The following is a 24,791-nucleotide window of genomic DNA, read 5'->3' as shown; positions in this document are numbered from 1 at the left end:
CGCCTCCGATGGCTGGGCGATGGAGGAGCAGACAGAAGGGAGCCCACGGCCCATGAGGCTGTGCACCATGCGCCGTCCGCAGATCTCACGGACCTGGACCGTCGAGCTGCGGCTTCAGCCGCAAGGCCCCTTGCTCGTCTGCGCCCAGTGCTCCGCCGCACCGAAGGTGCTCCGTGGGCGCAGCGCCCGCTCCGCGGCACTGGAGCACCTGGCCCGCCATGCCAGGGGCTCCTATCTCCCTCCCTACCTGAGGACTTGCCAGTGTCACGAGCGCGGGTGCCGCTGGCATCCCCGGCACCGGGGCTGCGACGGCCCTCTCCTTCTCGTTCTGGCATGCGAACGAGGAGGAAGACTGTGGCGGCTCACAGATGCGTGCACCGCCTGCGCCCGCGGGATGAAGAACGCCTCCGTCGTGCCCGAGACCAGGACGGTCCACGTGGCCCCACACTCTTCTCCGCCCTCTCGGACAATCAGGCGGCGCACCCGCCCGCCCGGGGGCGACGCAGAGCTGGCGGGGCAGATGCTGAGCTATCTCGCCGCCTCGCTTTCCCAGGACGTCAGCCCCGGCGCTCGCCTCCTCGCGCTCCAGTCGGTTCTTCGCGCCACCGCCGCCGGCTACGCCTGGATGCGGCCTGGGCTGGTGCGAGGCATGCGCATCCAGCGTGCGCAGGCCGCCTGGGAAGAGCTCGTCAACGCCCGATGGATCACCTCACCTCCGGACCATGCAGCTCCCTACGCGGGGTGGCTCACCGACCCCGTCGTCGGAATCCCCGGACGCAGCAGGCGTTCGGGCGCCGCCGACTGGGCCCTGCGGGCAGCCCGGCAGGGACGCGTCCGGGGACTTGGACCGGCCGGCCAGCTCCTCACCCTGGCGCTCCGCGGCTTCACGCAGGAACCGTCACGCACAGGATCCGCCGACAGCAGACAGCTCGGCCGCATGTGCGGCCTGCCCACTACGGTCCTGCTGTCCGAGCTCGACCACCTGGCCTCAGTAGGCATCGTGTCCAGTTGGTCCTTGACGCCCACGGGAGACGAGGCCGGCTGGCAACTCGCGTGAACAACGGCCGGACCCGCCGGAAAGGCCGAGCAGCCATAGGCGGACCGCCTCGCTGCGCCCTGATGGCCACCGGCTGAGACCAGACAGTCCACCCCGCCGAACGTTCAACATCAAATGAAACGAAATCGAAACTTTCGACCATTTGGCCGGTTTACCCTCTTTCGGCACCCGCAGAGCGTACGCCTGATGAAGTTAATTCACCTAGTGACAAGTTTATGAACGCACCGTAAGCTGCGCGGGAGGCCGACCGCCTCACTGGAGAGTCCCGCCACGCGAAAGGGGGACAAGATGACAGGCGTTCGCTCACGCGGCGGACCAGTGGCCATCGTGAACATCGACGGAGAGGTACTCACGGGCCCGCACCGCGCGGCACCGTGAGCCGGACGTACCGTCCCGGCACCAGATCCTTCGGCAAGGTATGCCGCCTTGCGACACAGAACTCCACACTCACATGAGCGGGAGATCCAACCGCACATGCGCCACGGCGCAAGACCGGGCGAGCAAGACAGGCTCGGCACCCAGACAGCGAGAAGCGGTCCCATCCTTCCGAGACAGGGAAGATCATCCGCTCGGTGACCTCGCGGCCCCTGCGGGCCACCTGAACACTCGATCCCCCTCGACCTCCAGTCTCCACGACCCGGTCTCGGCACCGAGGTCGAACACACCACGGCTTCCGTTCCGCCTCGCCGAATAGATCGGCGACGCCTGGACTCCTGTGCAGAAAGAGAATGAGATGAATCGAACCGATCTTCCTGCCCGTGTCATCGTCACTGGCGGTGCCTCCGGGATCGGGGCGGCAGCCGTACGGGCATTCGCCGAGAACGGCGCAGCGGTCGGCGTCGTGAGCCGCTCCGAGGAGACCATCCGACGGGCCTTGGAGGGCGAACTGGCAGACCACGCGGACAAGATCCTGTGGCGGGTCGCCGACGTAGCCGACGACAAGGCGCTCACCGCGGCCATCGACGGGCTCGCGAACGATCTCGGTGGCATCGACGCAGTCGTCGCCAGTGCCGGCGTCGAGGGCGAGATGGGCGCGAGCGTCGCGGAAGTCACCGCCGAGAGTTTCCAGCACGTACTCAACGTCAACGTCGTCGGTGTCTTCAACGCCGTGAAGCGGTCCCTTCCCTATCTGTCGGCGTCTCGCAACGCATCAGTGATCATCATCGGGTCCGATTCCGGTTTCGTCGCCGCGCCCGGCATGCTCGCGTACAACGCCTCCAAGGGCGCACTCGTGCAGCTCACCCGCGCTCTGTCCGTCGAACTGTTCGAGGCGCACGGAATCCGGGTCAACAGTGTCTGTCCGTCGATCGTCGACACTCCCATGTCCCGCCGAGGCATGGAAGTCGAGGACTTCGACGGGGTCGATTTCCCGGTTCAGTCAGCTGACGACGTCGCGTGGAGCGTCCTCTACCTGGCTTCTGAGCGCTCTGCTGCCGTGAACGGCGTCAATCTTCTCTCCGACTTCGGGTACACCGCCCGGTCGAACTTCCCTGCCTGACCGGCCCGTTGCGTGGCGCCACGCGCCTTCGTCTCCGAAGCCCCGAAGCGGATGCCGGCCACAGGAGCGGCCGGGTTTCCCGCCGATGCCGGCTCGCAGATCACCACCGCTTCCGTGCCCGCACCACGGAAGTCGCTGCTGTCACATGTTCACCAGGAGAACCCCATGTCTGAAACCGTCTCGCCCGATCTCGTCGTCGTTGACGCCCGTGTGTACACCGCCGACAGCGGCAACGAGTGGGCCGATGCCTTCGCTGTGACCGATGGCAGGATCACGGCCGTGGGCACCAGCGAGGAGATCGCCGCGCTCGCCGGCCCCGCCACCCAGACCCAGCGCCTGGGCGGCCGGTTCGTCATGCCCGGGCTGTGCGACGTACACGCCCACATCGGCCTCGGTGGAGCCATCACCGCCTGGGAGCTGTCGCTTCTGCCCACCGACTCCAAGCAGGACATCCTCCAGAAGGTCCGTGACCGCGCATCCCAGCTGGGCCCCGACGAGTGGATCGTCGGCGGCATCATCGGCGCAACCGTCCTGGACGAGGTCACCTACGACATCGGAGCGCTCGCCGAACTCGACGAGGCCTCCGGTGGCCGGCCTGTCCTCCTGCGTGACGACTCGATGCACAACCGGTGGGTCAGCTCCGCCACCCTGAAGCTCCTGAACGTGGACGACAAGACGGCCGATCCGGAAGGTGGCCAGTACGTCCGCGACACCCAGGGCCGCCTCACCGGCGTCCTGCGTGAACTCACCTCCATCACGGCCGAGGAGCTGCGGTTCGCCTCGATCCCGGACCTCGACAACCACGACCGTGTCTCGGTTTCGACGTCCATCGCACAGCTCAACTCGTTCGGGATCACCAGCGTCCAGGACGCCGGAAGCATGGCCTACCTGTTCAAGGCCCTCGCCTCCCTGGAAGAGGCGGGCGAGCTGAACGCCTGGGTCGTCAACTCGATGCCCGCCAGGACCTTCCTCGACCGCGGCTTCACCGGCCCCGAGCTGTACGAGGCCGGAAAGGCGGCCCGAAGCCGCCATGTCCGGCCCGACTTCGTCAAGTTCATGCTCGACGGCGTGCCCATGACCCGTACCACCGCCATGCTCTCGCCCTACATCTGTCACGACCACACCGAGGATCCCGACTTCCGCGGCGACCTGCTGTGGGACACGACCGAGCTCGTGGAGACCCTTCGTGACATCACCGCGCGCGGTCTGAGCGCAAAGCTCCACGCCACAGGTGACGGCTCGGTCCGCCAGGCCCTCGACGCCATCGAACAGATCCGCAAGGAACGCGGCGACGGACCGATCTTCCACATCGCCCACCCCGTGTACATCGATCCCACGGACATTCCCCGATTCGCCGCGCTCAACGTCGTCGCCGATGCCTCGCCGTACATCTGGTACCCCAGCGTCCTCCAGGCCAGCATCGACCAGCAGATCCCGGCTGAGACCACCGCGCGCAGCTGGCCTTTCAAGGACCTCCTGGAAGACGGTGCACTGGTGGCCGCCGGATCCGACTGGCCGGCCGGCCTGCCCTCTCCCGACCCCTGGCTCGGTTTCGAGACCATGGTCACCCGGCGCAACCCCGACCCTTCCGTCAGCGGTGCGCTCAACGAGTCGCAGGCCCTCACCATCGCCCAGACGATCGCAGCCTTCACCTCCAACCCCGCCCAGGCCATGGGGCTCAGCGAGGTGACCGGCCGTATCAAGGCGGGGTTGTCGGCGGACTTCATCGTCCTCGACCGCAACCTCTTCGACGTCGCCACCGACCAGATCCATGCCACCACGGTCCTGGAGACGTGGTTCGAGGGGCGCCGGGTGTTCGAGCGCGACAACAGCCCTGCGGCAGCCGCCGCAGGCGCGTGAACCAACGGCAGGGTGGGGCCCGTGCGCGCTGGCCCCACCCCATGGCCCTGCGCCTCAACCGTCATTCGTCTTCCTGACGTTCGAACCAATGGGCGAGCCTTTGCACCGCCGTCCATCGGGCGCAGGACCGGGACCCGTCGGCTGCGTCATGTACGTCGGCCGCGCACCATGGGAAGGGGCAGTTGACTGCTCTCTCGGTGCAGAGGCGTCGGCTGTGCGCTCGAGGAAGCGGCTGGTGCAGGAGGGTGTCGGGAGAGGCGAGGGAGCCGAGGTGGCGGTATTGGAACACCGGCGAAGTGCTTCCACGACCATGCGCCTGCTGGCCTCATGGCCCTGTGCCAGCAGGCCGTTACCCAAGCTCCTGCGAGGGGCGTCACGGGCTCAGCGCCCCTCGCAGGAACGAATCGTGGCCGCTGCTGCTATGCGTCCTCGCCGGGCAGGACACCGGAGATGACCCTGCCACCGAGGATCGCCGCGGTGACCTGTGTGTCAGGCAGGTCTTCAAGGGGGCAGGTGACCGGATCGCGGTCGAGGAGGACCACGTCGGCGTGGCTGCCGGGGTGGAGGTCGCCGATCCCGGGCCAGCCGAGCACCTCGGCCGCGTTGCGGCCGCACATCGCGTAGGCCTCCTGCCGGCCGATCTTCTGCGCCGGGCCGTCGTTGGACCGCATCCCCTTGCCCACCAATCACGGGCCCGGGCGGGCGGCCGGTGGCAGCCCTCTCCATCGCAGGCGCCGACCATTGCTTCGACGCCGCTCGCTACGCGCCCGCCCTGCGCCGCGTGGCCTACGAGGCGGCCCGCACAGTCGCCTCGGCCCGCCCGCGGCACATCGCGGCATCCGAACGAGGCGGACCGCCGGCGGCCTGACGCACGGCAGGGCGTCCCACCCTGTCGGGGCTCCTCCGGCGGCAGACCAAGGCACCCGGATACCTGGCGAAGTCTCCCGTCGAGAGCTCCACCGGGCTGTCGACAGGCCCCACCCGCACCTGCCCGCTGGTCACGTACAGGTGCTCCAGGGTGCCTACCGGATGCGGTTCGGACACCTTGCTGCCGGCCGCGTCAGCGCTGATACGCACCACGTAGTTCTCGATGACGCCCGAACCATCGATGTGGTCCGGGAACCTGGCCTCGTATTTGTCGCACTGCTCCCAGACGACCTCGTCGGCTCGCTGCACGGCCATCACCTGCTCGCGTTCCGCCACCAACCTGGTGGCGGGAACACCGAGCGCGGCCGCAATGCGGAGCACCCGGGCGCTTGAGTCCCTTCTTCCGCCTCCGCAGATCGCCGTCGGCTGGTCGGGCAGCGGGCCGACACCCGGGCTCCAAAACGCAGAGCCGAGGGTCAGGGACCGCTTCGGCCGCGTCCGAAGCCGCCGACCGCCTCGCCCGGCACCGGCATTGCCGGTCGCGCCGCAAGGCGGCGCTTGTCACCGCCGCCGGTTTCGGCCCATCGCCTCCGGCCCCAAAGTGATCGATCAGACCAGCCCATAAGCTTGAAGTCTCAACATTCACGGGATACGGTCACGCGTGAGCGATGGGTTGAATCTTCAACATGCAGCGTCTCCATCCGTCGCTCGAGCACGCGATCGAATGGACTCCCATGACGCCTGACAACGCCCTCGCCCCCGCACCGATCCGCACCCGGGTGCGCGTTCCCTTGCGCTTCCCCGACGGCTGGTCGACCACCGCCGACGTCTTCACCTTCACCGGCCTCGCCGACGGCAAGGAACACCTCGCCTTCGGCCTCGGCGACTACGAGAAGGCGGACCTGCCCCTGGTACGCCCGCACTCCGAGTGCCTCACCGGCGACGTCTTCGGCTCCGAGCGCTGCGACTGCGGACCCCAGCTGCGCGAGGCCGCCGAGCGGATCAGTACGGCAGGCGGCTTCCTGCTCTACCTGCGCCAAGAGGGACGTGGCATCGGCCTGTACGCCAAGCTCGACGCGTACGCCCTCCAGGACCAGGGCCTCGACACGTACGCCGCCAACCGGGCGCTCGGTCACGGCGACGACGAGCGTGACTACACTGCGGCCGCGCAGATGCTGCACACGCTCGGGCCCGCCCGCATCCGCCTGCTGTCCAACAACCCCGACAAGGCAGATCAACTGACGGCCCTGGGCGTCGAGGTCGCCGAGCGTGTCCCCACCGGCGTCCACCTGTCCGCCGCCAACGTGCGCTACCTGCACGCCAAGGCCGAGCACACCCACCACACCCTCGACCTGCCTGCCGCATGACCGCTCCCCCGGGGGCGCAGGATGCGGGCGCGAGCCGGCGCGGGCGGCTGACGCCCGGACGCAAGGCCGAACTGTACGAGGTCGTTCTCGACCTGCTGGGCGAGAACGGGTACGAGTGCCTCACCGTCGATGCCGTCGCAGCGCGGGCCGGCATGAGCAAGGCCACCGTGTACCGGCACTGGTCCGGCAAGGCGGAACTGGTGGCCGCTGCCCTGCGCCACCGCCCGCTGGTCGGACTCGACGACATCGACACCGGGTCGCTCCGCGGAGACCTGCGCGCGGTGGCATGTCGCCTCGATGAGGCAACTCTGGCCCGCAACACCGCCCTGCTGCGCGGCATAACGAATGCAGCCGGCGTTGACCCGGCGCCCCGCCGGGCCATGCGGGTGATGTTCGCCGACACCCCTGCGGCCGGCCTCGCGGGAATCCTCCGACGGGCAGTGGCGAGAGGTGAAATCCCGCCCGACAGTCCCGCATTGGTGTTCGTGCCGCACACGCTCATCGGGGCAATGCTCGCGCACCCGTTGATCAGGGGCGAGCCCTCAGGGACGGGCTTCATAAGTGACTACCTGGAGCAGGTCCTGTTGCCCGCACTCAGCGGGCGAACCCCCGGCGTTTCGGCGCCGGGGGATACTGGCGCGCAGGCGTCTGCAGATCGGCGATGGGTCTAGCTCCTGGTACGGAAGCTGCGATGACGACGGGACTGGCTAGTGCATCGCTGAAGGCGGCGAAATCGTACGCCACTACGCCGCGTACGACGCCGCAGAGAAAGGCGACGATGAACCCATGGCACCCGGCCGAATCCGGCTACCTCGTCGCGCACCAGGACGGATTCTCTGGAGACGCCTTCGATGACGCGTACGCCACGGATTCCGAGGTGCACGCCACCCGATGCCGCCAGTCAAGGGATGAGCTCCAGGTCCCCGGCACCTGCTCCCCAGGCGTCATCGCAACGCAGCTGCCGGCCTGCCTGGGTACTGGGAGCGAACACAAGCACCGCGGGCCACGGAGTCCTCGCCCTCACCCCATGCGGCCGAGCATGCAGCCACCCCGCCGGGGCCCTGCGCGGGACAGCACAGAAAGCCCGTCCTGCCGGCAGGCCCCTGATCCTGCTCAGGGTGACGTCGAGGGAGGAGACGCAGGCCAGCGCATGCGGACAAGGGTGCCGTGGGGAGTTTCGACGAACTCCACATCACTGGCCAAGCCCTTGATCAGGGTGAGAGCCAGGACATCAGGCTCGTAGGAAGGGGCCCCTTCGTCCGGAGCTGACTTCGGCGGGCCAGGCACCTGCACGCGTCTGTCCGCCGTAACCTCGACGAGGAGCTGCCCTTCCTCTGAGGTCAGAGCCACCAGAACGGGAGCTTCGAGGCCTGCCCCTTGATGCAGGCCAACCACCAGCGAGCACACCTCTCCGACGACAAGACGAATCTCCTCGAGCAGGGATTCGTGAACCCCCACGCTCCTGGCCACTGCTGTAGCAACGAGGCGAGCGGTACGCACGTGTTCGGGTCTGGGGCTGATCCTCAATTCGACCGCTGGCATGTCTGCGCCTTCTCACTCCGCCTTCTCACGCTACTCCGCCCCGCGAAGAGTCCAGCCGCCCGATTAGCCGATTGCCAGAAGGCGGTTAGATTTCTCCGTTGGCGGCCACGTCGCTCCCAGCACGGTCACCTCGGTTCCCCGGGGCACGGCCAATCGCCGTGCACAGCGTGAGGTCATCCTCGATTGCGGCCGCCCCACCACGGCAGGATCGGTGGCATCGCTGAGCCCGCGATTGGGCCGCTTGGCGTCCGGGGCTCGCCGTCATCAGCGGCGGCTGTACTGATCTGGCAGGCTTCCCCAGCGGGCGGCCATGGCCGGCGCGATGGCGGCGGATTCGGGGGCGGTGTCGTGGTGCGACTGGTCGGACAGGGACTGCGGCACGCGTCCTCCTGCACGGGCTGCGATATGGGGCGGGGGTACGGAGTCGTCGGCACCGGGGCGGGGCACGATGGCGGTGGTGGCCTCTGCCACCAGGCGTCCCTGGGTGTCGCGGACTTCGGCCCGGACGGCAGCGGTGCGGCGGCCGAGGTGCTGGACGGTGCCCAGGCACCGGACGGTCCCGGTGTCGGCGGTGACAGGCCGGTAGAAGCGGGTCTGGTTGTCGGTGGTCGTCGGGAACAGCCCGGCCGGCAGGCGGGAGAGCACGGCCATGGCCATCGCGGTGTCCGCGAGAGTGCAGATCATGCCGCCGTGGACGATGCCGATGATGTTGTTGTGCCAATCCAGCGGCTGGAACGTAAGCGTGACCTCCCCCGGCTCGACGGTGAGCAGGGCGATGCCGACGGTCGTGTTCATGGGGGCGGTCCGGCCGTGGCGCCGGAGCGTGCGCAGGAACTCCATGCCCGACAGGTCCTGGGCGGTGTCGAGGGCGGGGCCGGGGTCGTACCAGGTGTAGGTGCGCGTCTGCTCGGTCGTGTCTGTCGTGGTGCCGGTCTGGGCGTGTGGGGGTGCGGTCACGAGGGATCCCTTCCGGTGGGCCGTACGTACTGCTCCGCGCGCGGTCAGCCGGTGAAGGTCTGGTTGCCTACGACGTGGAGGAACGCGAGGCGTTCGGCGGCGTCGGTGCCGGGCTGGGGGCGGTAGAGAAAGAGGCGGTTGCCGGTGTTCGGGCTGAGCACGACGTCGCACTGCAGATCGAGGCGACCGGCCCGCGGGTGAAGGATCGTCTTGCGGGTGGAACGGACGGTGGCCACCTCGCCCAGCTCCCAAAGCGCCTCGAACTCAGGGCTCTTCTTGAGCAGTTCGTCGACGAGGGACTGCCCGGCGGGGTGGTGGCCGTGCCGGTAGACCGCCGCGCGCAGGTCGGCGACGATGACGCGGCTGATCGCTTCATGCTCCTCCTCAGCGTAGATACGGCGTACCTCGGGCCGGGTGAACCAGGCCCAGGCGCCGTTGCTCTCACGGCCCGGCCGTCCGGTCAGCGGCCCCAGAAGGGCGGCGGCCATCGGGTTCTGTATGACGACGGTGCCGAGCTCGTCGACGATCTGGGCCGGGGTGTCCTTGAGAGCGTCCAGGATGTGCATCAGGCCGGGGTCGGCGTACCCCTCGCTGGACGGGCCCTGCGGCGGCTGGTAGCCGACGACCGCGTAGAGGTGGTCGCGTTCGTCGGTGGACAGGCGCAGGGCCCGGGCGAGGGCGGCGAGCAGCGCCTCGGAGGGGTTGACGCCGCGGGCCTGTTCGAGGCGCTCGTAGTAGTCGGTGGAGATGTTCGCCAGCATCGCCACCTCCTCCCGGCGCAGCCCGGGGGTGCGGCGGCGACCGCCGGGCACAAGCCCGACGTCGGCCGGCCTGAGGGATTCGCGGCGGGCCCGCAGGAAGCGGCCGAGTTCGGCGCGATCGGTCATCGTTCGTACTCCGTCGTACGGGGAGGAGAGCGTCAGCGGCCGGTGGTGACGACCATGCGGAAGCGGGCCTTGCCGCTCGTCATCCGCTCCACCGCAGCGGCGGTGTCCTCCAGCGGCAGCTCCTCGGTCCAGGCGCGCACGCCGGTCTGCGCGGCGAAGCGCAGGGTGTCCTGGGTGTCGAGGGCGGCGCCGGAGGAGTGGGCGTAGATCCTGCGGTCGCCGTTCATCAGCTGCAGGCCGCTGACCTGGAGCTGGTCGGGCGAGACCCCGACGATGATCAGTTCGCCGCGCCGGGCCAGTCCGTCGACGGTGGCGGACATGGCGCCGGCGTCGGTGACCGTGGCCAGGACGACCTTGGCACCGCCGAGCACCTGGAGCTGCCCGGCGACTTCGCCCTCGGTGCTGTCGACGTAGTGGGCGGCACCGAGCTGCTGGGCCAGGTCCTTCTTCTCCTGACCGCGGGCGATGGCGACCGTACGGAAGCCCATGGCGCGGGCGAACTGCACGCCCAGGTGCCCGAGCCCGCCAAGGCCGAGAACGGCGACGGTATCGCCTGGGCGGGCGGCGGAGCGGCGCAACGCGTTGAAGACGGTGACGCCCGCGCAGGCCAGCGGGGCGGCCTCGACAGCAGTCAGCTCGTCGGGGATCGCGGCCAGCGCCATGGCCGGGACGACGATCGAGTCGGCGTAACCGCCCGGGTAGGCCGCTCCGGGGACCTGAAGCTGCCGGCACAGGATCGCGTCGCCGTCACAGCAGGCGTCACACCGCCCGCAGCTTCCGCCGTACCAGCCGACGGCGACCCGGTCGCCGACATGCCAGCCCTCCACGCCCTTGCCGAGGGCATCGATCCGGCCGGCGATCTCGTGCCCGGGCGTGACGGGGAAGGTCGTGCCCGGCAGAAGACCGGCTCCGACCAGGAGGTCGGAGTGGCACACGCCGCACGCCTCAACGGTGATCCGTACGGCGCCGGGGGCGGGGGCGCGGACCGGGACCTCGGCGAGTTCGGGTGCCTGGCCCGGAGCGGCGATCTGGACGGCGCGAACGGTCGTGGCGGTGATGGGGGAAGCAGACATGGAGGTAACCCTTCGTAGCCGCACGGAGCGGGGGACGCCCATGCGCTGGCTTCTCCAGTCTTGACCGGTTACGCGCGGTTATCCACGGTCTGCCAGTCCGACGATAACCGCGCCGTGGATAGAGCCGCCCGTCCGGACGAGGCTGGGGCCAGCGACCGGCTCCGACAGCGAGCCGGCGCCATCTCGACCACCAGCGGTCCCCTGCCGCGTCCTCCCCATGTTCAGGAGCTTCCCGTGTCCAAGTGGACCAGCGCCCAGATCCCCGACCAGACCGGCCGGACCGCCCTCGTCACCGGCGCCAACAGCGGCCTCGGCTTCCAGACCGCCCGCGAGCTCGCCCGTCACGGCGCCCACGTCATCCTGACCGCCCGGGACCACACCCGCGGCACAGCCGCCATGGACCAGATCCTCGCCGAACAGCCGAACGCCCGCGTCGAGCTGCGTCTCCTCGACCTGTCCGACCTCGACTCCGTCCGCGCCTTCGCCCGCTCGATCCTCGACGACGGCATGCCGGTGGACTTCCTGGTCAACAACGCCGGCATCATGTGGCCGCCGCGCACCCTCACCCGCCAGGGCCACGAGCTGCAGTTCGCCACCAACCACCTCGGCCACTTCGCCCTCACCGGCCTCCTCCTCTGCCGCCTGGAGCAGTCCGCCTCCGCAGGCCGCGACGCACGCGTGGTGACGATCAGCTCCGTCGAGCACCGCGGCGGCACGATCTTCTTCGACGACCTGACGGGCGAGCGCGCCTACTCCCCTCGCGCCTACTACTCCCAGTCCAAGCTCGCCAACACCCTCTTCGGCCTCGAACTCGACCGCCGCCTCCGCGCCGTCGGCTCCACCGTCCGCAGCGTGCTGGCCCACCCCGGTTACTCCAGCACCAACCTCCAGTCCAGCGGTCCTACCGGACTGCTCCGCTTCGCCTTCGCCAAAATCGCCAACCCGCTCATGGCCCAGCCCGTCGAGCACGGTGCCTGGAACCAGCTCTACGCCGCGACCGCCCCCGGCATCCAAGGCGGCCAGTTCGCAGGCCCAGACGGCCGCGGCGAACTCCGCGGCCACCCCACCCTCGTCCAGCCCGACAAAGCCGCCCAGGACCTCAAGACCGCCGACCGCCTGTGGACCGTATCCGAAGAACTCACCCAGGTCCGCTACGACTTCCATTGACCACGGCCTGCTCCGTCCGGCTGCTCACCAGCCCTGTGAGCGGGCGGCAGCCACTTGGCCCGCCTTCCGCCGCGGTGTCCGGAACAGTCTTCGCGCTTGCCTCGGCGCCCGCGCTCGACAAACGGAAGAAACATTCCATCGACGTGGTGGTGGACCGGACGGCCGTCAAGGACGGTGTCCGCCAGCGGCTGACGGAGTCTGTGGAAACCGCACTGGGGCTCGGCGGCGGTGTCCTGCGGGTCGAGTTCGTGGACCGTGAACCAGAGTATCCGGGGCGTGAGTCGGTCTTCTCCGAGGCAATGGCCTGCCCTCGCTCCCACAGCATCGGCCTGGAGTCACTGGAGCCAAGGCTGTTCTCCTTCAACGCTCCCTGGGGCGCCTGCCCCGCCTGCACCGGCCTCGGCTCGGCGATGGAAGTGGACTCCGCACTCGTTGTCCCGGACGACACCAAGTTCCTGGCCGAGGGCGCCATCGCCCCGTGGACCAACACCAGCGGCGCCGAGTACTTCGCCCGCCTCCTCGAAGCCCTGGCCGCCGACGCCGGCTTCAGCACCGCCACCTCCTGGCGTCAGCTTCCTGCTGAGGTGAAACAGATGGTACTGACCGGGGCGGATCGCCAACTGCGCCTCTCCTACCGGAACCGTTTCGGCCGCGAGCGTTCGCACCTGTCCCGCTACGAAGGAGTCATCCCGCACATTGAGCGCCGATACGTCGAAGGCGCCGAGTCCGGGGCCGCCCAGAGCCGGTTCGCCGGTTATATGCGCGAGGTGCCCTGCGGAGTCTGCCGGGGCGCCGGCTCTCGCCGGGCGCCCTGACCGTCACCGTCGGCGGCTGCAGCATCGCAGAGGTGGCCGCGCTGCCGCTCGATGAACTCGCCGCATTGACGTTCAAGTAGTTCCCCGACCCGAGCTTCTTCGTCACCAGGGAACCCACCGGGTGACGAAGGTGTCGAGGATGGGCCGCCCAGTCTCGGAGTGTGCGGGCCGCGTCGGCCTATCAAGGACGCCTGACGGCGTCGCTACCGCGATGAGCTGCGCTCATCCTTGACGGCCCGCCCCGTCTCTGAAGACCGGCTGGTTACCGGGCGGCCCAGGAAGTTGCGACGTCCCCTTGGTCACAGCGAAGCAGCTCCGCGCTCCCCATGGGGACGCTCATGAAGTTGGGGCTGGGAATTATGCGAATTTCCACACTGCAGCCAGGCTTCGCCTGCTACGAAGCACGAGACAGCAAGCTGTACGTCTTCGACGCCGTCAGCGGGCCGAGAATCTCGATCCACATCTTCAAAGGTGAGCCACCGAAAAGCCCCGCGATCGGCGAGGCATGGTCCTCATCGCACGCGCACGGCCGATGCATCCGGCCTGGGACGTCTGTACGCCCTGCGCCACTGGCACCTCCATTCATGGCCCTCCCCGACGACGCACTCTGGGCAGCTCGAGGGATGGCGCTTCAGCGGCAGCGGTTTTCAGATGATGACCGCAGAGCGGTCTCGGGGCCGGCAGGCGCTCATGTGACGTGACCGTTGGCATCGGCGCTCTTCGCCATCCGGCCGCAGAGCGGTTTCCTGTTCTGTAACGGCGGTACGTCCAAGCGGGGCGGTACACGTTGACAGGCGCACCGCGTCGGGCCGCCAGGCCTGATTCAGGGTTCAGGCCGAACCTGTGGGCGAGGACGGCTGCCGGCTTGCACGACTGCGGCAAGGTCGAGGTTCCTGGCCGGGCACAGCAGTTCGCGAGCGACGACGGGTGAGGCCGTCAGCGTGACGGTGCCCGAATCCCAGTCGGCGGCTGTCTTGTAGGCAGCGATTGCGTCCTGCTCCCAGTTCGACAGCGTGTCCCCGATATAGAGCCCGTCCGAGTCGAGTCGCATGGGCGGCAGCCGCACACTGATCGTCACATTCGTTTCGGCCGACGTGGCTTCTGCGTCTGAGTGGTGCAGCCGAGCGATTCTCTCGTAGTGCTCGCCGTCCGGGCTGGGAAGGGAGCAGTCCTCTCTGGACCGCCAGCTCGACCACGCCCGTGCCAGTTGGGACTTGGACCGCCTGAGGTCATTCAGGGCTGTTGCGGTTCGCTCCATCACGGCCAGATTGATGAGCCCTCTGCGTTCCGTGCATCGGCGCTCCGCGTATGTCGCGGCACGGATCAAGTCTGCAGATGCCCAATGTTGCAGCCAGGGGTGGGCTTGAAGGCTGTTGACGGTCTTGGCCAGGTCGGACTGGATGGTGCGCCAGTGGTACGGGTTGAAGTTCCCTCCCAGGTAGTCGGGCACGTGCTGGGGGTCTTCACGGTTCTGCTCTTCCTCGACTTCTTCGTCGAGCAGCTCACGGAGGGACACCAGGTCGATGACGGCATCGTGCAGCCCCTCCTCGCGCGGGTCGTCGGCCTCCACTAGACAGCAGACGCACATACGCGATGCGGTGTCCGTGTCGAACAGGGCACGGCGCTTTCCGGTTGGTTCTTTGCGGTTGGCCACGCTGGGGCATCGAAGGTCGCTGTGCACCCTGTCGGTGTTTTGCAGCGCGATGGTGTCCATCGGTCGCCCGTAGTACTTGTCGACCTGGATCCCAAGACGGCCCATGTAGCCAACCGGGATGTATTGCATGATTCCGTTCATCACCGGCCCACCGTAGGACGGCGTGCCGCACCGCCTGGGGTGATCGAAGCAGTCGCTCCGTGAATGGAGATCTGTCCGCTAAAATTCCTCCTCTTCATCTGCCATCTCTCCAATCTCGGCCCGCATGCTTGCAGGCCGGACCTTCCTGGTGCGCAGTGCTGCTGCGGCCCATGCCTATGCGTGACCTTGGCTTTCAGCGACATCTTGGCCTCTTCATGGCAGCGGGGCGGGCACCCCGGTTCCTTGGGTTCGCAGACAGCTGCGGTGGGGAACCGAGGGTGCACAGCCCCTGTCGCCTGCTCAGGGTGAGCCGCGGCCGACTCCTCCGGGTGGTCCGCTGTGCGGTCGAGCCGCATGGGGCCAAAGGTCCCTGTCGGGGCCCAGCAAGATGTCGATGAGGGCGCTGTTCTCTTGGTAGATCCTGTCCTGCAGAGGCTCGGCGTCGGCCGGTTCGCATCGCAGGCGTGCGCTGCGGCGCCAGTCGGGTTCTGCGTCGATGGCGGCGCGGTGGGCGGCGGCGTCCATCGCGACCGGGGTGGCTTGGTAGCGGCGGCGAACCGTGTCGGCGATGGCGTGTCCCCAGGGGTCGTGGTCGCCGGCGTACTCGATAGTCAGGCCGGTGTCTTGGGCGAGGGCGAGCAGCGTGTGGTCGACTGCGCTCAGGTTCCCTCTCGTGCAGGCGAGTGGTCTGGTCACGTGGCGTTCGAGAGCTTCGTCGATGAGTGACGTGTTCTCGACGACGAGCAGGTTCTGGTCGGCGTCGAGTGCCGGCGGGTGGGCTGTGAGGTCGTGGAGTGTGAGGTGAAGGGGGCGACGGTCTTTCCAGGCGAGGTTGAGCGCTCTGTCGGTGGGGCCGTTGCCTGTCGCCTTGACGTTGAGCAGGAGGACGGTTTGGGACAGGCGGTCGGCGACGATGCCGAGGCGCGTCAGGAGTTTTCGCTCGTCGGCGGGGGTGTCGGGGTGTTGGGCGTGGAGGAGGTCGCGGGCCAGGAGGATGAGCAGCGCTCCGCGGCCGTTGTCGTTGAGGTCGAAGTAGTGGGGGTCGCCGGTGCAGCGGTCGGCCAGGATGGCGAGGGGCAGGGGTCGGGGCAGGGGCAGGAGTGTCCGCACGCGTGCCAGGCAGTCGATGAGGAAGCGGCGCTCTTCGATGGTTTCTTCGCTGATTCCGTAGGACCGCAGACGCGCGTTGAGCAGGGGGGTGTCTGGCAGGTGGCATGCGGCGTATGTGTCGATGGCGGTGCGCCGCAGGTGGGCTGCTGTACGTGTGCCGGCGGTGTCGGGGATGTCGATTCCTGCGTTTTCGATGAGGGTTCGCAGGTCGTGGGGGGTGTATCCGAGTGCGGTGAGGAGGCGGGGGACGGGGATGGTGGTGCCGTTGCTGTTGGTCTGCAGGGGGCGGCGGCGTCCGCCGGGCGCCGAGTGGGCCAGCCATCCGGCGATGAGGGCCTGGGCGTCGCGGGTCAGGTGGACGGTCGTGGTCTTGATGGCTGCGGGGTCGCATCCGCGGGCCAGGCGGTCGGCGAGGGACTGCCACAGGGGGCGGATGGCTGGGTCCTGCAGGTCGCTGGGCATCAGGTGCTCGTCTCGGTCTGGGGCGTCTGGTGTGACCGCGGAGCGGGGACGTCTGCGTGGATGCGGATGGTGCGGGGGGCGCCTGAGCCGGTCCAGATGCTGGGGATGCTGTAGCGGGCTGTGTCGGTTTTGTGGATGTGGTGGATTGCGATGCCCGGTGTCTCGGCGACCAGGAGTGGGCGCATGGAGGGGAGGGTGACGATTGCGTCGAACTGCCAGGTCTGCAGGAGTTCCAGTAGTTTGCGCAGGTTCTTGGAGTCGAGGGCTGCGTTGAGTTCGTCGATGAAGATCATGCGCGGTCCTGTGTAGCCCTCGGTCGAGTAGAAGGCGTGCGCTGCTGCGAGGAGCGGCAGCATCGTGACGAGTCGCTTCTCTCCCCCGGACAGGGTGGCGAGGGGGTTGCTGCGGGTGGTCAGGGTGCGGAAGACCTCGGTGTCGCTGGAGGGATCGTCGCGGAACTCTTTGTGCGTCAGGGCAATCTCCCAGGCGAACCAGTTCCGGTAGTTGAAGACGCTTTCGACTCTCTTCGCCCATGTGGGGTGGGCGCCTTCTTCGGTCTTCAGAAGCTCGATGAAGAAGTCGTACATGCGGTTGAAGTTTCCTGTGAGGTCTGCGTCCTGGATGAGGTGGAGGGCTTCGCGGGCGATCGGGTCGTTCTTGGGCTTCCAGGAGAGGCGGATTCCGACGTTGGCCACGCCGGTGCGGACGCCGTCGAGCGTTGTGGTGATGTCGTCGACGATGCGGGTGGCCATGTCGATGCGGAGGTTGATGTCCCGCCTGAGTTCGGAGAAGACAACACCCTTGACCTCGTTTTGGACCTGCTCGTCGAAGTCGCTTTCGAGCCGGGTGATGATGCGCGTGAGCTCGGCCAGGATCTCTTTGAGTGACTGTGTGAGGTTGCGGGCGGTGCCGGCTTCACCGGTGTGTCCCAGTTGGGTGACGGTGATCCGCCTCCAGGTGGTGTCAGGGATGTCTTCAGCGGTGACGTGGCGGTTGATCTGCAGCAGGCGGCTGACCTCGTGGCGGATGCGGCCGTCGAGCTGCGCCTTGGCCTTGTTCTCGGCTTCTGCGGCCTGGACGCGGTCCGGAGTTCTGTCGAGGCCGCGCTGTTGCATGAGCGCCGTCGCGATCTTCAGTGCTTCGCCGGGCTGCTCTGGCCTGTGCAGGGTTTCGCTGTCCGCCAGCTCGGCGACGAGGCCATGGTCGAACAGTTCCTGCAGGCGGGTGAGGCCGGCCTTTTGGTCCTCGGCTGCGGTGGTGAGGTGTTCCTGGCACGCGCGGGTCGCGTCCTGCTTGCGCAGAAGGTCGATGAGTGCGTCTTCCCGGGTCTTTCGGGCTTTGTCCAGGCAGGTGTGGGCGTCGCGCTGTTCTCCCAGACGGCTCTCCAGTTCGGCGGACATCTCCTGGTAGGGGCGCCCGTGCTGGCGAGTTTCCTCGTCGAACCGGTAGCGCGCCTGGCGGGCAGCCTGCTGATCGGCGGTGGAGCGCCGGACAAGCCGCTCCAGCTGTTGTTCGGCGGTGTGGGCATGCTGGAGGCTGCCGGCTGCGGTGCGGGCGGTGAAGTGTGCCTGCAGGGCTGTGGCTGTCCACTCCTCGAGGGCCGCTGTGAAGGCTCTCAGGTTGTCGCGGTATCTGGCGAGGTCTTCGGTTTTCACGGGGAGCTCGACAGGGGCGCGGCGGGCCTGGGCGGCCGCGTCGGCTTTGGCGTGGGTGAGCCGGCTCGTGTGGCGGCTGAGTGCCTCCTCGGCGTCGTGGGCCTGATGAGCGGCTTCCTGGGCCTGCTGATGGGCGTGTGCGGCCGCTTCCTGCGCGGGAGGGACGAGGCCGAGTTCACGGGGAAGGCCGTTGCGGTCCTGCTCCGTCTCGGCTACGGCTTGCCGGGCCGTGGCCAGTTCGTGTTCGGCTTGGGCGGCCTGCGCGCGGGCCTGCGCGGCGTGTTCGCGCGTCTGGCTCAGTGTGCGGGCGGCCGTGTGCGCGGTCCTTGCTGCGGTTGCCGCGCCGCCGATGTGTCCGGTCAGCTCGTTGCAGAGATGCTGTGTGTCTTCCGCGGCTTGCTGGTTCGTCTGGATGCGAGCGCTGTCGCAGGCTCTGCGGGCCGTGCGAGTGGTGGCCTTGCGGTGTTCTTCTGCGGCTTCGGCGGTCTTCCCCGCGTCTGCTGCGGCCGCTGTTTTGATCTCGGCCTCGAGGGCGCTGGTGGCGGCTGCTTCCTCGGCCCGGAGCCATGGGGTCGGGTCGGGGCTGGTCTGTTCCTGGTCGGCGGCGGCAAGGCTGCTGTTGAGCTGGTTGACCAGCTCCTGGGACGCGGTGAGCGCTGTGGTGGCGTGCTCTCGTTTTTCGTTCAGTTCGGCGAGTCGCTGCAGGCGGGCGCGTGCTCGGGCCGCGGAGCCGATGTGGCGGGCGCTCCAGGTGGTTGGTGATGCGGCGGCCAGGGGTCCGAGGTATGCGGTTCCGTCCAGGCAGACGGCGGTCTGCCCGGGCTCGGGCTTCTCGCCGGGCTTCAGAAGCGGGATGCCTGCGAGGAGGCGGTGCACGAGAGTCTTGGCGAGTGGCGTGTGGGCGTCGGGCTGCAGGACGTCTGCCAGGGTCGGGCCGTGCCCCTCGGCGGTGGGCAGCAGGGTGGTGTCGCCGGATGCGAGTTCGCCTGTGGGTGAGACCCACGCGTCCAGCAGTCCGGCTGCGAGCAGGGCGCCTTCCAGTGCGCCGGCCTCCTCGGGCGTGATGTGTGGGGCGAATTCGACGACTTGCCACAAGGGTGCGCCGGGCCTGCCTTGCCTGGACGATCTCCAGTCGGCTGATGCGGGAGGGGGGCTCGTCGTGTGGGCGTGCCGGATCTCGGCGTCGAGGTCCTCGAGATGTGCGCGGTCGGCCCTGAGGCGCAGTTCGGCTTTTGCAAGGCGTCCGGTGAGGGATTCGACGGCGCGGCGGTGGGCTGCCGCGGTGTCCTGTGTCAGGTGGTGAGCCGCGGTGAGGTCGGGGGTGGTGTCGGTGAGGTGGGGCAGACGAAGGCGGCTGGCATCGAGGACTTTCAGGCTGGCTGCCCATGCGTGGACGTTCCGGGCCCAGGTGTGTGCTTGCTGGTCGGCACTGCTTCGCCTGGTGCGTGCTGTTTGTTGGGCGGTGTGGGCGGCGGCCTGGGTGTTTCGGGCGTGGGTGAGTGAGGTGATGGCCTGGTCTTGTGCGTGGGTGGCGGCGGTCAGGTCGCGTGCGGCGTGCTGGAGGAGGAGCCGGCGTTGTGTGAGGTCGTGATGGGCGGTCTGCTCGAGGGAGTCGAGGAGGGTGTCCTGTTCGGCGGTGTCGGGGATGGCGGCGTGGGTCTGGGTGCCTGCTGTGCGGGATGCGTCGGCGAGGGTGTGCAGGGAGGCGGGGGCGTCGGTGAGGGTGTCGGCTTTCGCGGTCAGTGTGTCTGCCATGCGTCGTGATTGCCGCATGGCTTCTTGGGTTAGCTCGGCGGCTTCTGTGGTGCGGGCCTGTGCTTGTTCGGCGGCGCTGCTTCGTTGGACTGCGCGTTCCTCGCGGGCTCGGATGTCGAGGCCGGCGAGGATGCCAGCGGTCTGATCGTCGGCCCAGGCTCGGATGGCGGCGGGGTTGAGCGGGGTGGCGTTGCAGAGTTCTGGCGGAAGTGGGGGCAGTCGTTTGAGTTGCCGGCTGTAGCGGGTCAGTGCTTCCCGGACGGTGTCTTCGGTCTGTTCCAGGGTCTCGGTCGCGTCCTGGAAGTGATGGGCTGCTTCGGCGGCGTGCTGCCGCTTGCCCTCGTAGAGGTCTTGGGCCTCGAGGTGGCTTTCCTGTTCCCGTGCGAGGTGGTTCAGCGCGCTGTGGACGCTCTCGGCTGCCTCGGCCTGTGCGCGGGCCCAGATCGCGGCGGGCTCACGGGCTGTCTTTGCGGTGTCGCTGTCGTGGTGGAGGGTTTTTGTGAGGGCTGCGGCGAGGGGTTGGTAGAACGGCTCGGCCCTCAGGTCACGGGCGAGGGCGCCCAGGCGGCTCGTGGTGCCTCTCCAGGCCGCCATGGCTGTTTCGGCGTCGTGGCTGTCGGCACGGTGGCGGGCCTGATGCTGGTGAAAGACGGTTCGTGCTTCTTCGGCGTGAGTATGGCTCTGGGCGGCGCGTTCGTCGGCCTCTTGGGCGTGGTCGCCGAGGTCGGTGAGGTTCGATCCCGGGTGGCCGTCGAGCCGCTTTCGGATCCTGCGGACCGTCTCTTCCAGCCGCTCTGTCTGTGCCTGTGCCTCGTGCAGGGCGCTGCCGGTCTTCTCGTGGTGTTCGTGCGCTTGGTCCTGCTCGCGCAGGGCTGTGCGGTGGGCGGTGTGTGCGTCCGTGTGGAGGGCGTGAAGGGTGGTGTAGGCGGTGGCGGTGGTGGTGGCGGCTGCGGCGACGTATCGGCGGTAGGTGCTGCGGATGCCGGAGAGGATGTCGTGTTCGGTGTGAGCGGCTTGCAGGTGGGCCCGGAGCTGTTCGGCTTTGCTCAGGGCGTCGGCCAGGTTCTGGATGCGTCGGGTCTCGAGGGCGGGCAGGGCGGAGGTGAGGGTCTCCTCCATCACCCGCGGGCTGATCTTGTCCCCGGCCTGGACGCTGCGCAGGGCTCGCAGGACCGTGGCGAGGGCGTCGGTCTGGGTGGTGTCGAGCGGCTGGTAGAGCTGTTCGCGGACGGCTTGGGCGTAGTCCTCTTCCTTTCGCAGGACGGAGGCGTGGTCGCGGCACTGCTGTTCCAGGCGGGTGGATGAGGTGAACAGCAGACCGTCGTGTGCGGCGAGTTGGGCGGCGAGGTCGGCGATGGTGACGGGCATGCCGTCGCGTTCGAGGATGATCTGGGCGTGGACGCGGGCGGGTACGAGGAACCAGGCACGTTCCAGGCTGGTGCGCTGGCCTCCGCCGCTGTGCAGCCACAGGCCTGCTGTGAGCCAGCGGGTGGTGGGGGCGGGGCTGGTGGGGTCGGTTCGTCCGTACTCCTGCCACCAGGTACCGCTCTTGGGTGGTCCTGGCCTGCCGAGGGTGTGGATGTTGGTCAGGGTTCCTCCGGCTTCCGCGGCTGCGGAGAGGCCTTTGGCGGTGACATTGCCGTCGACGAAGGTGGGGCACAGCACGGAGCTGCTCAGCGACTTTCCCGAGCCGTTCTGGCCGACCAGGGCGAGATTGCCGTTGAGGTAGGCGAACTCCTCTCTGGCCCACAGCCACGAGTTGACCGCTCCGGCCCTGGTCGGCTGCCATCGCCCGTGGGCGGTGGGGTGGGGGTCGAGGGTCGGTGTCTTGGTGAAGGGTCCGGCAAGATCGGGGAGGTTGTGGTGGCCTGGGGCGGTGGGGTCGGTCATGCCGGGGTGTCTTCCTGAGGTGTCGGTGTTGTGGTGTGGGGCCGGGGTGCGTCGGTGATGCTGGGCTGCCACAGGTGGATCGCGGGTGTCGGCTGCCATCCGGTGCCCGGTGGCGGGTCGGCGGCGCAGAGGCCTGCGGAGGTCAGGTGGAGCACGGCCGCGGTGGCGAGGTCTTTGGCTTTCCCGGGGTTCTGGTAGGCGCGGGCCCACCACGGGCGCTGTCTGAGGTGTCCGTCGAGTGCTTCGGCGGCCCAGTGGAGGCCGAACCAGGCCATGGGGTTTCCTCGGCGCTTGAGGGTGTCCAGGAGCACCAGGGCTGCTTGCTGTTCGACGGTGCGGCTGCGGGGGAATGTGGCGTCGGTGGTGTGGCCGGCCGGATCGGTGATCATCCACCAGTCGCGTCGGACTGTGCAGGTGAGGCCTGCTGTCGCAGCTGTTGTCAGTGCGTGCTCGCGGCCGTTGTCTGTCGCCAGGTAGCGGCCGGGTCCGCTGTCGGGGTCGAAAGCGAGGCCGGGGTCGTCCAGGACGGCGCGCAGTGCTGTGTGGCGGTGGTGTCGTGCCGTGTCGAGCGAGGTGGCGTCGCGGGGTGGTGGGGTCTGGTCCGGGCACAGGGCGGCGACGTGGCTTTCCGGGTCGTCCAGGTCGACGGTGAGCAGGGAGGGCGGCGGGCTGGCGATCAGCATGGCGAGGCGTTCGCGGCGGGCGCTGATGTCCAGGTCCGCGCCGAGGTCCTGTTCGAGGATGTTCAGGGGCTGGCCGAAGGCGAGGATGTGCCAGGACTGCAGGAGTCGCAGGGCGTCGATGAAGGCCATGCGGTGTGCGGCTGCGGTGGACTGTTTGTGTCCGGCGGGGGCGACCGGCTGGAACCGTGGCAGGCGGCCCGTCGCGGATTCGGTGCCGCATGCCTGGATGACGGCGCGTTGGAGCTGGTTGAAAGTGGTCTGGGTGGCACGCCACATCTGTTCGCAGATCAGGGCGGCCAGTACCTGCACGAGGGGGGAGATGGGCAGGCGCGCGGAGGGCTTGCTGCGGTGCAGGAGGGGGCCGCGGCCGGCGGGTGGGTCGAGGCTGCGCTTGTAGAGGCGGCACATACCGGCCTGGCGGTCGGTGTGGAAGCGCCAGCCGGGGTTGTGGCTGAACCAGTGGGTGATCTCGTGCCGGTGGTGGCAGGCGAGGCGGAACGGTTCGGGATCGGACTCTTCGGTGAGGAACTGGTGGTGGAGCAGGCCTGCCACGACGGTCTCGGCTTCGCTGCTGAGGGGCAGTTCGTCTGGGCGGGGGGTGCTCATGCGGCTTCCCCGCTTCGGTGCTCTCCGGTGGCTTGGATGTGTACGAGGAAGTCGTGGATGGTGAGTGTTCCTTCCTCGAAAGCGACGCTGACGGCGCGTTGCGGATGGCCGATCCGCAGGGTCAGTTCGGCGCCCAGGGTGGCGGCTGTTCCTGTCCCGGTCTGATCGTCGAAGTTGTTGAGGGCTTCTTCGACGAGGTCGATGAGAACTCCGGTGTGGTTGGCGTCAAGGCCGGTGAAGTGGGTCAGCGGGACTGGTCCGGGGGTGGCCAGTGAAGCGGCGACGTGTTGGATTCTGGCGATGTCGGCCTGTTCGGCGGCTTCGGCGGCCTGCCGCTGTACGGCGAGGTCGGCGACCTTGTGGGGTGCGCCGGCGGATCGCGTCCCTCGGTCGTGGGGCCGCAGGACCACGTTGATGGGGTGGCTGGTCGCGGCGTCTGCGGCGTGGTGGGGGGCGAGGTCCTCTTCGATGCTCTCCACCGCGTGCCGGGCGGGCCAGACGCCGAAGGCGGCGGCGAACACTTTCTGCGTGCCTGCTTCGGTGGGCTGGGCGTGCAACATGCGTGCAAGCTGGCGGAAGTCTTCGCCGACGTCGCTGCCGCGGGCGCTGGCGTAGAAGCGGCGGTCGATGGCTCCCAGGAGGGCGTGGATGGCGTCGGCGGCGGCGTGGACGAGGCGTTCGATGGAGCCGTTGGGGACGAACCAGGCTTCGAGGTCGGCCAGGTCCTGTTCCCTGTCGTTGGTCCATGCCTGCTGTTCTGCCGGGTCGAGGATGCCCGCGCCGGAGACGGCACGGTGCAGGAGGTTGTGCCGGCCGATGTCTGTCAGGGCGTCGAAGGCGGCCTTGACCTGGGTGAGGGATTGTTCGGTTCGCCGGGCGAAGTGCTGCAGGGCGCGGAGGATGTGGGCGCGGCTGGTGGCGAAGACGGTGTCGTCGGTGACGTCGTTTTGGGCTAGGGCGCCGACCGCGCTGTAGAAGTCCCCTCCTGCTTCTTGGAGTTGTTCCAGGTGAGAGCGGATCTGGTCGAGGGTGGGGTCGAGCATTTCGACGTCGTGGTGGTAGTGGTGGAGCAAGGTCTGGAGTGTCTGCTCGATGGCGTCGAGCAGGCGCGGGGGAAGCCGCAGGGTCCTGTTCAAGCGGCGGGTGATGTCGCGGAGGCCTGCGACGACCACTCGGCCTTGCCGTGTAAGGGCCCATGCCTCCCGGCGGCGGCGTCCGTCGCTGAGACTCTCCACGGCTGCACTGTGGTCCACGCTCGGCGTGACGTATCCGTGGTGCTTGAGGGCTTCAAGGACGTCGCTCAGGTCTTCGTTGCTGGCGGAGTGCTCGTAGCCGACCTCGGCGAGCAACTTTCTGATGTCTGCCAGCGCCCACATGGGGCCACGGCTGCTCGCCACCAGCAGAGCGGCCAGGACGGCGCCGGTCAGGCGTTGCTTTCCTGCCTGCCTTTCGTCCGTGAAGACGTCGAAGAGGTCGGTTTCCAGGACGGTCCACCAGTCCTCTGCCACACGTTCTTCCTTCCCTTCGTTCACGTCCCTTGCCGGGCTGCCGTCGGCGGCCGGGCAGGGCGGGGCAGCCCCTGCCGGGAAGCCCGGGCAGCGACATCAGGGACGATAGAGGGAGGGTCTGACATTCACGTCAAATAGAACTCAACACCGAATCTAGATCATTTTGGCGAATTTCGGTATGGCAGGTGTGCAGTAAGACTGTCGGCTCGGTCAGGACCGGGAAGGGCCTGGGGCGGC

Annotated in this window: 18 protein-coding genes; 7 read left to right on the top strand and 11 right to left on the bottom strand. The window is 68.5% G+C overall.

The genetic code is table 11. The features are described 5' to 3' along the window. The first annotated feature begins 520 nt into the window (after positions 1–520). The 3 genes from ACWGN5_RS17470 to ACWGN5_RS17460 all read left to right on the top strand — a co-directional run bounded on the left by ACWGN5_RS17470 (position 521) and on the right by ACWGN5_RS17460 (position 4,415). Positions 521–1,057, top strand: coding sequence for a hypothetical protein (locus tag ACWGN5_RS17470; protein WP_453515878.1), 537 nt, complete (start codon positions 521–523; stop codon positions 1,055–1,057). Between the two features lie 733 nt (positions 1,058–1,790). Then, entirely contained in the window at positions 1,791–2,555 is a 765-nt protein-coding gene (locus ACWGN5_RS17465; protein WP_453515876.1) for an SDR family NAD(P)-dependent oxidoreductase, read from the top strand. Positions 2,556–2,720: 165 nt separating this feature from the next. Continuing rightward, positions 2,721–4,415: an amidohydrolase gene (locus ACWGN5_RS17460; RefSeq protein ID WP_453515874.1), complete on the top strand. Its 1,695-nt coding sequence runs from the start codon at positions 2,721–2,723 to the stop codon at positions 4,413–4,415. A 419-nt stretch (positions 4,416–4,834) separates the two neighbouring features. On the opposite strand, the gene ACWGN5_RS17455 is transcribed toward ACWGN5_RS17460, so the two are convergent. Further along, entirely contained in the window at positions 4,835–5,086 is a 252-nt protein-coding gene (locus ACWGN5_RS17455; RefSeq protein ID WP_453515871.1) for an amidohydrolase family protein, read from the bottom strand. A gap of 115 nt (positions 5,087–5,201) precedes the next feature. Further along, positions 5,202–5,663: a hypothetical protein gene (locus ACWGN5_RS17450; protein ID WP_453515867.1), complete on the bottom strand. Its 462-nt coding sequence runs from the start codon at positions 5,661–5,663 to the stop codon at positions 5,202–5,204. A gap of 353 nt (positions 5,664–6,016) precedes the next feature. Between ACWGN5_RS17450 and ACWGN5_RS17445 the strand changes: the two genes are divergently transcribed. Together ACWGN5_RS17445 and ACWGN5_RS17440 are read left to right on the top strand one after the other, a co-directional pair. Beyond that, the gene (locus ACWGN5_RS17445; RefSeq protein ID WP_453515865.1) at positions 6,017–6,649 is read left to right on the top strand and encodes a GTP cyclohydrolase II; all 633 of its coding nucleotides are present in this window, start codon (positions 6,017–6,019) and stop codon (positions 6,647–6,649) included. Further along, a complete protein-coding gene (locus ACWGN5_RS17440) occupies positions 6,646–7,320 on the top strand; it encodes a TetR/AcrR family transcriptional regulator (protein WP_453515864.1) in 675 nt (224 codons plus the stop codon). The genes ACWGN5_RS17445 and ACWGN5_RS17440 overlap by 4 nt, the downstream gene beginning before the upstream one ends. Positions 7,321–7,762: 442 nt before the next feature. Here ACWGN5_RS17440 and ACWGN5_RS17435 read toward each other — a convergent pair whose 3' ends face one another. From ACWGN5_RS17435 to ACWGN5_RS17420, 4 genes are all read right to left on the bottom strand, one after another. After that, complete coding sequence (locus ACWGN5_RS17435) at positions 7,763–8,191, bottom strand: ATP-binding protein (protein ID WP_453515861.1); 429 nt, start codon at positions 8,189–8,191, stop codon at positions 7,763–7,765. A gap of 264 nt (positions 8,192–8,455) precedes the next feature. Next, positions 8,456–9,148 carry a PaaI family thioesterase gene (locus tag ACWGN5_RS17430; RefSeq protein ID WP_453515858.1) on the bottom strand — a complete coding sequence of 231 codons (693 nt, stop codon included), beginning with the start codon at positions 9,146–9,148 and terminating at the stop codon, positions 8,456–8,458. Between the two features lie 44 nt (positions 9,149–9,192). Then, positions 9,193–10,035, bottom strand: a complete 843-nt coding sequence (locus ACWGN5_RS17425) for a helix-turn-helix transcriptional regulator (RefSeq protein ID WP_453515857.1) — start codon at positions 10,033–10,035, stop codon at positions 9,193–9,195. Positions 10,036–10,067: 32 nt separating this feature from the next. Then, on the bottom strand, positions 10,068–11,108 hold the full coding sequence (locus ACWGN5_RS17420) for an alcohol dehydrogenase catalytic domain-containing protein (protein WP_453515854.1): 1,041 nt from the start codon (positions 11,106–11,108) through the stop codon (positions 10,068–10,070). A gap of 234 nt (positions 11,109–11,342) precedes the next feature. Between ACWGN5_RS17420 and ACWGN5_RS17415 the strand changes: the two genes are divergently transcribed. Then, positions 11,343–12,275 carry an oxidoreductase gene (locus tag ACWGN5_RS17415; protein WP_453515852.1) on the top strand — a complete coding sequence of 311 codons (933 nt, stop codon included), beginning with the start codon at positions 11,343–11,345 and terminating at the stop codon, positions 12,273–12,275. Between the two features lie 74 nt (positions 12,276–12,349). Then, a complete protein-coding gene (locus ACWGN5_RS17410; protein ID WP_453515849.1) occupies positions 12,350–13,090 on the top strand; it encodes a hypothetical protein in 741 nt (246 codons plus the stop codon). A gap of 823 nt (positions 13,091–13,913) precedes the next feature. On the opposite strand, the gene ACWGN5_RS17405 is transcribed toward ACWGN5_RS17410, so the two are convergent. The 5 genes from ACWGN5_RS17405 to ACWGN5_RS17385 all read right to left on the bottom strand — a co-directional run bounded on the left by ACWGN5_RS17405 (position 13,914) and on the right by ACWGN5_RS17385 (position 24,554). Further along, a complete protein-coding gene (locus ACWGN5_RS17405) occupies positions 13,914–14,888 on the bottom strand; it encodes a hypothetical protein (protein ID WP_453515847.1) in 975 nt (324 codons plus the stop codon). A 297-nt stretch (positions 14,889–15,185) separates the two neighbouring features. Continuing rightward, positions 15,186–16,457 (bottom strand): TIGR02679 domain-containing protein, encoded by a 1,272-nt coding sequence (locus tag ACWGN5_RS17400; protein ID WP_453515844.1) that lies wholly within the window; start codon positions 16,455–16,457, stop codon positions 15,186–15,188. After that, positions 16,457–21,757, bottom strand: a complete 5,301-nt coding sequence (locus ACWGN5_RS17395) for an SbcC/MukB-like Walker B domain-containing protein (protein ID WP_453515843.1) — start codon at positions 21,755–21,757, stop codon at positions 16,457–16,459. The genes ACWGN5_RS17400 and ACWGN5_RS17395 overlap by 1 nt, the downstream gene beginning before the upstream one ends. Then, on the bottom strand, positions 21,754–23,046 hold the full coding sequence (locus ACWGN5_RS17390; RefSeq protein ID WP_453515841.1) for a DUF2398 family protein: 1,293 nt from the start codon (positions 23,044–23,046) through the stop codon (positions 21,754–21,756). Before ACWGN5_RS17390 ends, ACWGN5_RS17395 begins: the two co-directional genes overlap by 4 nt. Further along, the gene (locus ACWGN5_RS17385) at positions 23,043–24,554 is read right to left on the bottom strand and encodes a DUF2397 family protein (RefSeq protein ID WP_453515838.1); all 1,512 of its coding nucleotides are present in this window, start codon (positions 24,552–24,554) and stop codon (positions 23,043–23,045) included. The genes ACWGN5_RS17390 and ACWGN5_RS17385 overlap by 4 nt, the downstream gene beginning before the upstream one ends. Positions 24,555–24,791 lie beyond the last annotated feature (237 nt).

It is taken from the genome of Streptomyces sp. NPDC055815 (genome assembly GCF_053616475.1).
The sequence above is the reverse complement of the archived record's forward strand: the minus strand, read 5'-3'. Positions and strand labels throughout refer to the sequence as shown.

Coding starts and splice junctions, on each gene's coding strand:
- ACWGN5_RS17470 (WP_453515878.1), top strand. CDS start 521: ATGCTGAGCTATCTCGCCGCCTCGCTTTCCCAGGACGTCAGCCCCGGC.
- ACWGN5_RS17465 (WP_453515876.1), top strand. CDS start 1,791: ATGAATCGAACCGATCTTCCTGCCCGTGTCATCGTCACTGGCGGTGCC.
- ACWGN5_RS17460 (WP_453515874.1), top strand. CDS start 2,721: ATGTCTGAAACCGTCTCGCCCGATCTCGTCGTCGTTGACGCCCGTGTG.
- ACWGN5_RS17455 (WP_453515871.1), bottom strand. CDS start 5,086: ATGCGGTCCAACGACGGCCCGGCGCAGAAGATCGGCCGGCAGGAGGCC.
- ACWGN5_RS17445 (WP_453515865.1), top strand. CDS start 6,017: ATGACGCCTGACAACGCCCTCGCCCCCGCACCGATCCGCACCCGGGTG.
- ACWGN5_RS17440 (WP_453515864.1), top strand. CDS start 6,646: ATGACCGCTCCCCCGGGGGCGCAGGATGCGGGCGCGAGCCGGCGCGGG.
- ACWGN5_RS17435 (WP_453515861.1), bottom strand. CDS start 8,191: ATGCCAGCGGTCGAATTGAGGATCAGCCCCAGACCCGAACACGTGCGT.
- ACWGN5_RS17425 (WP_453515857.1), bottom strand. CDS start 10,035: ATGACCGATCGCGCCGAACTCGGCCGCTTCCTGCGGGCCCGCCGCGAA.
- ACWGN5_RS17420 (WP_453515854.1), bottom strand. CDS start 11,108: ATGTCTGCTTCCCCCATCACCGCCACGACCGTTCGCGCCGTCCAGATC.
- ACWGN5_RS17400 (WP_453515844.1), bottom strand. CDS start 16,457: ATGCCCAGCGACCTGCAGGACCCAGCCATCCGCCCCCTGTGGCAGTCC.
- ACWGN5_RS17395 (WP_453515843.1), bottom strand. CDS start 21,757: ATGACCGACCCCACCGCCCCAGGCCACCACAACCTCCCCGATCTTGCC.
- ACWGN5_RS17390 (WP_453515841.1), bottom strand. CDS start 23,046: ATGAGCACCCCCCGCCCAGACGAACTGCCCCTCAGCAGCGAAGCCGAG.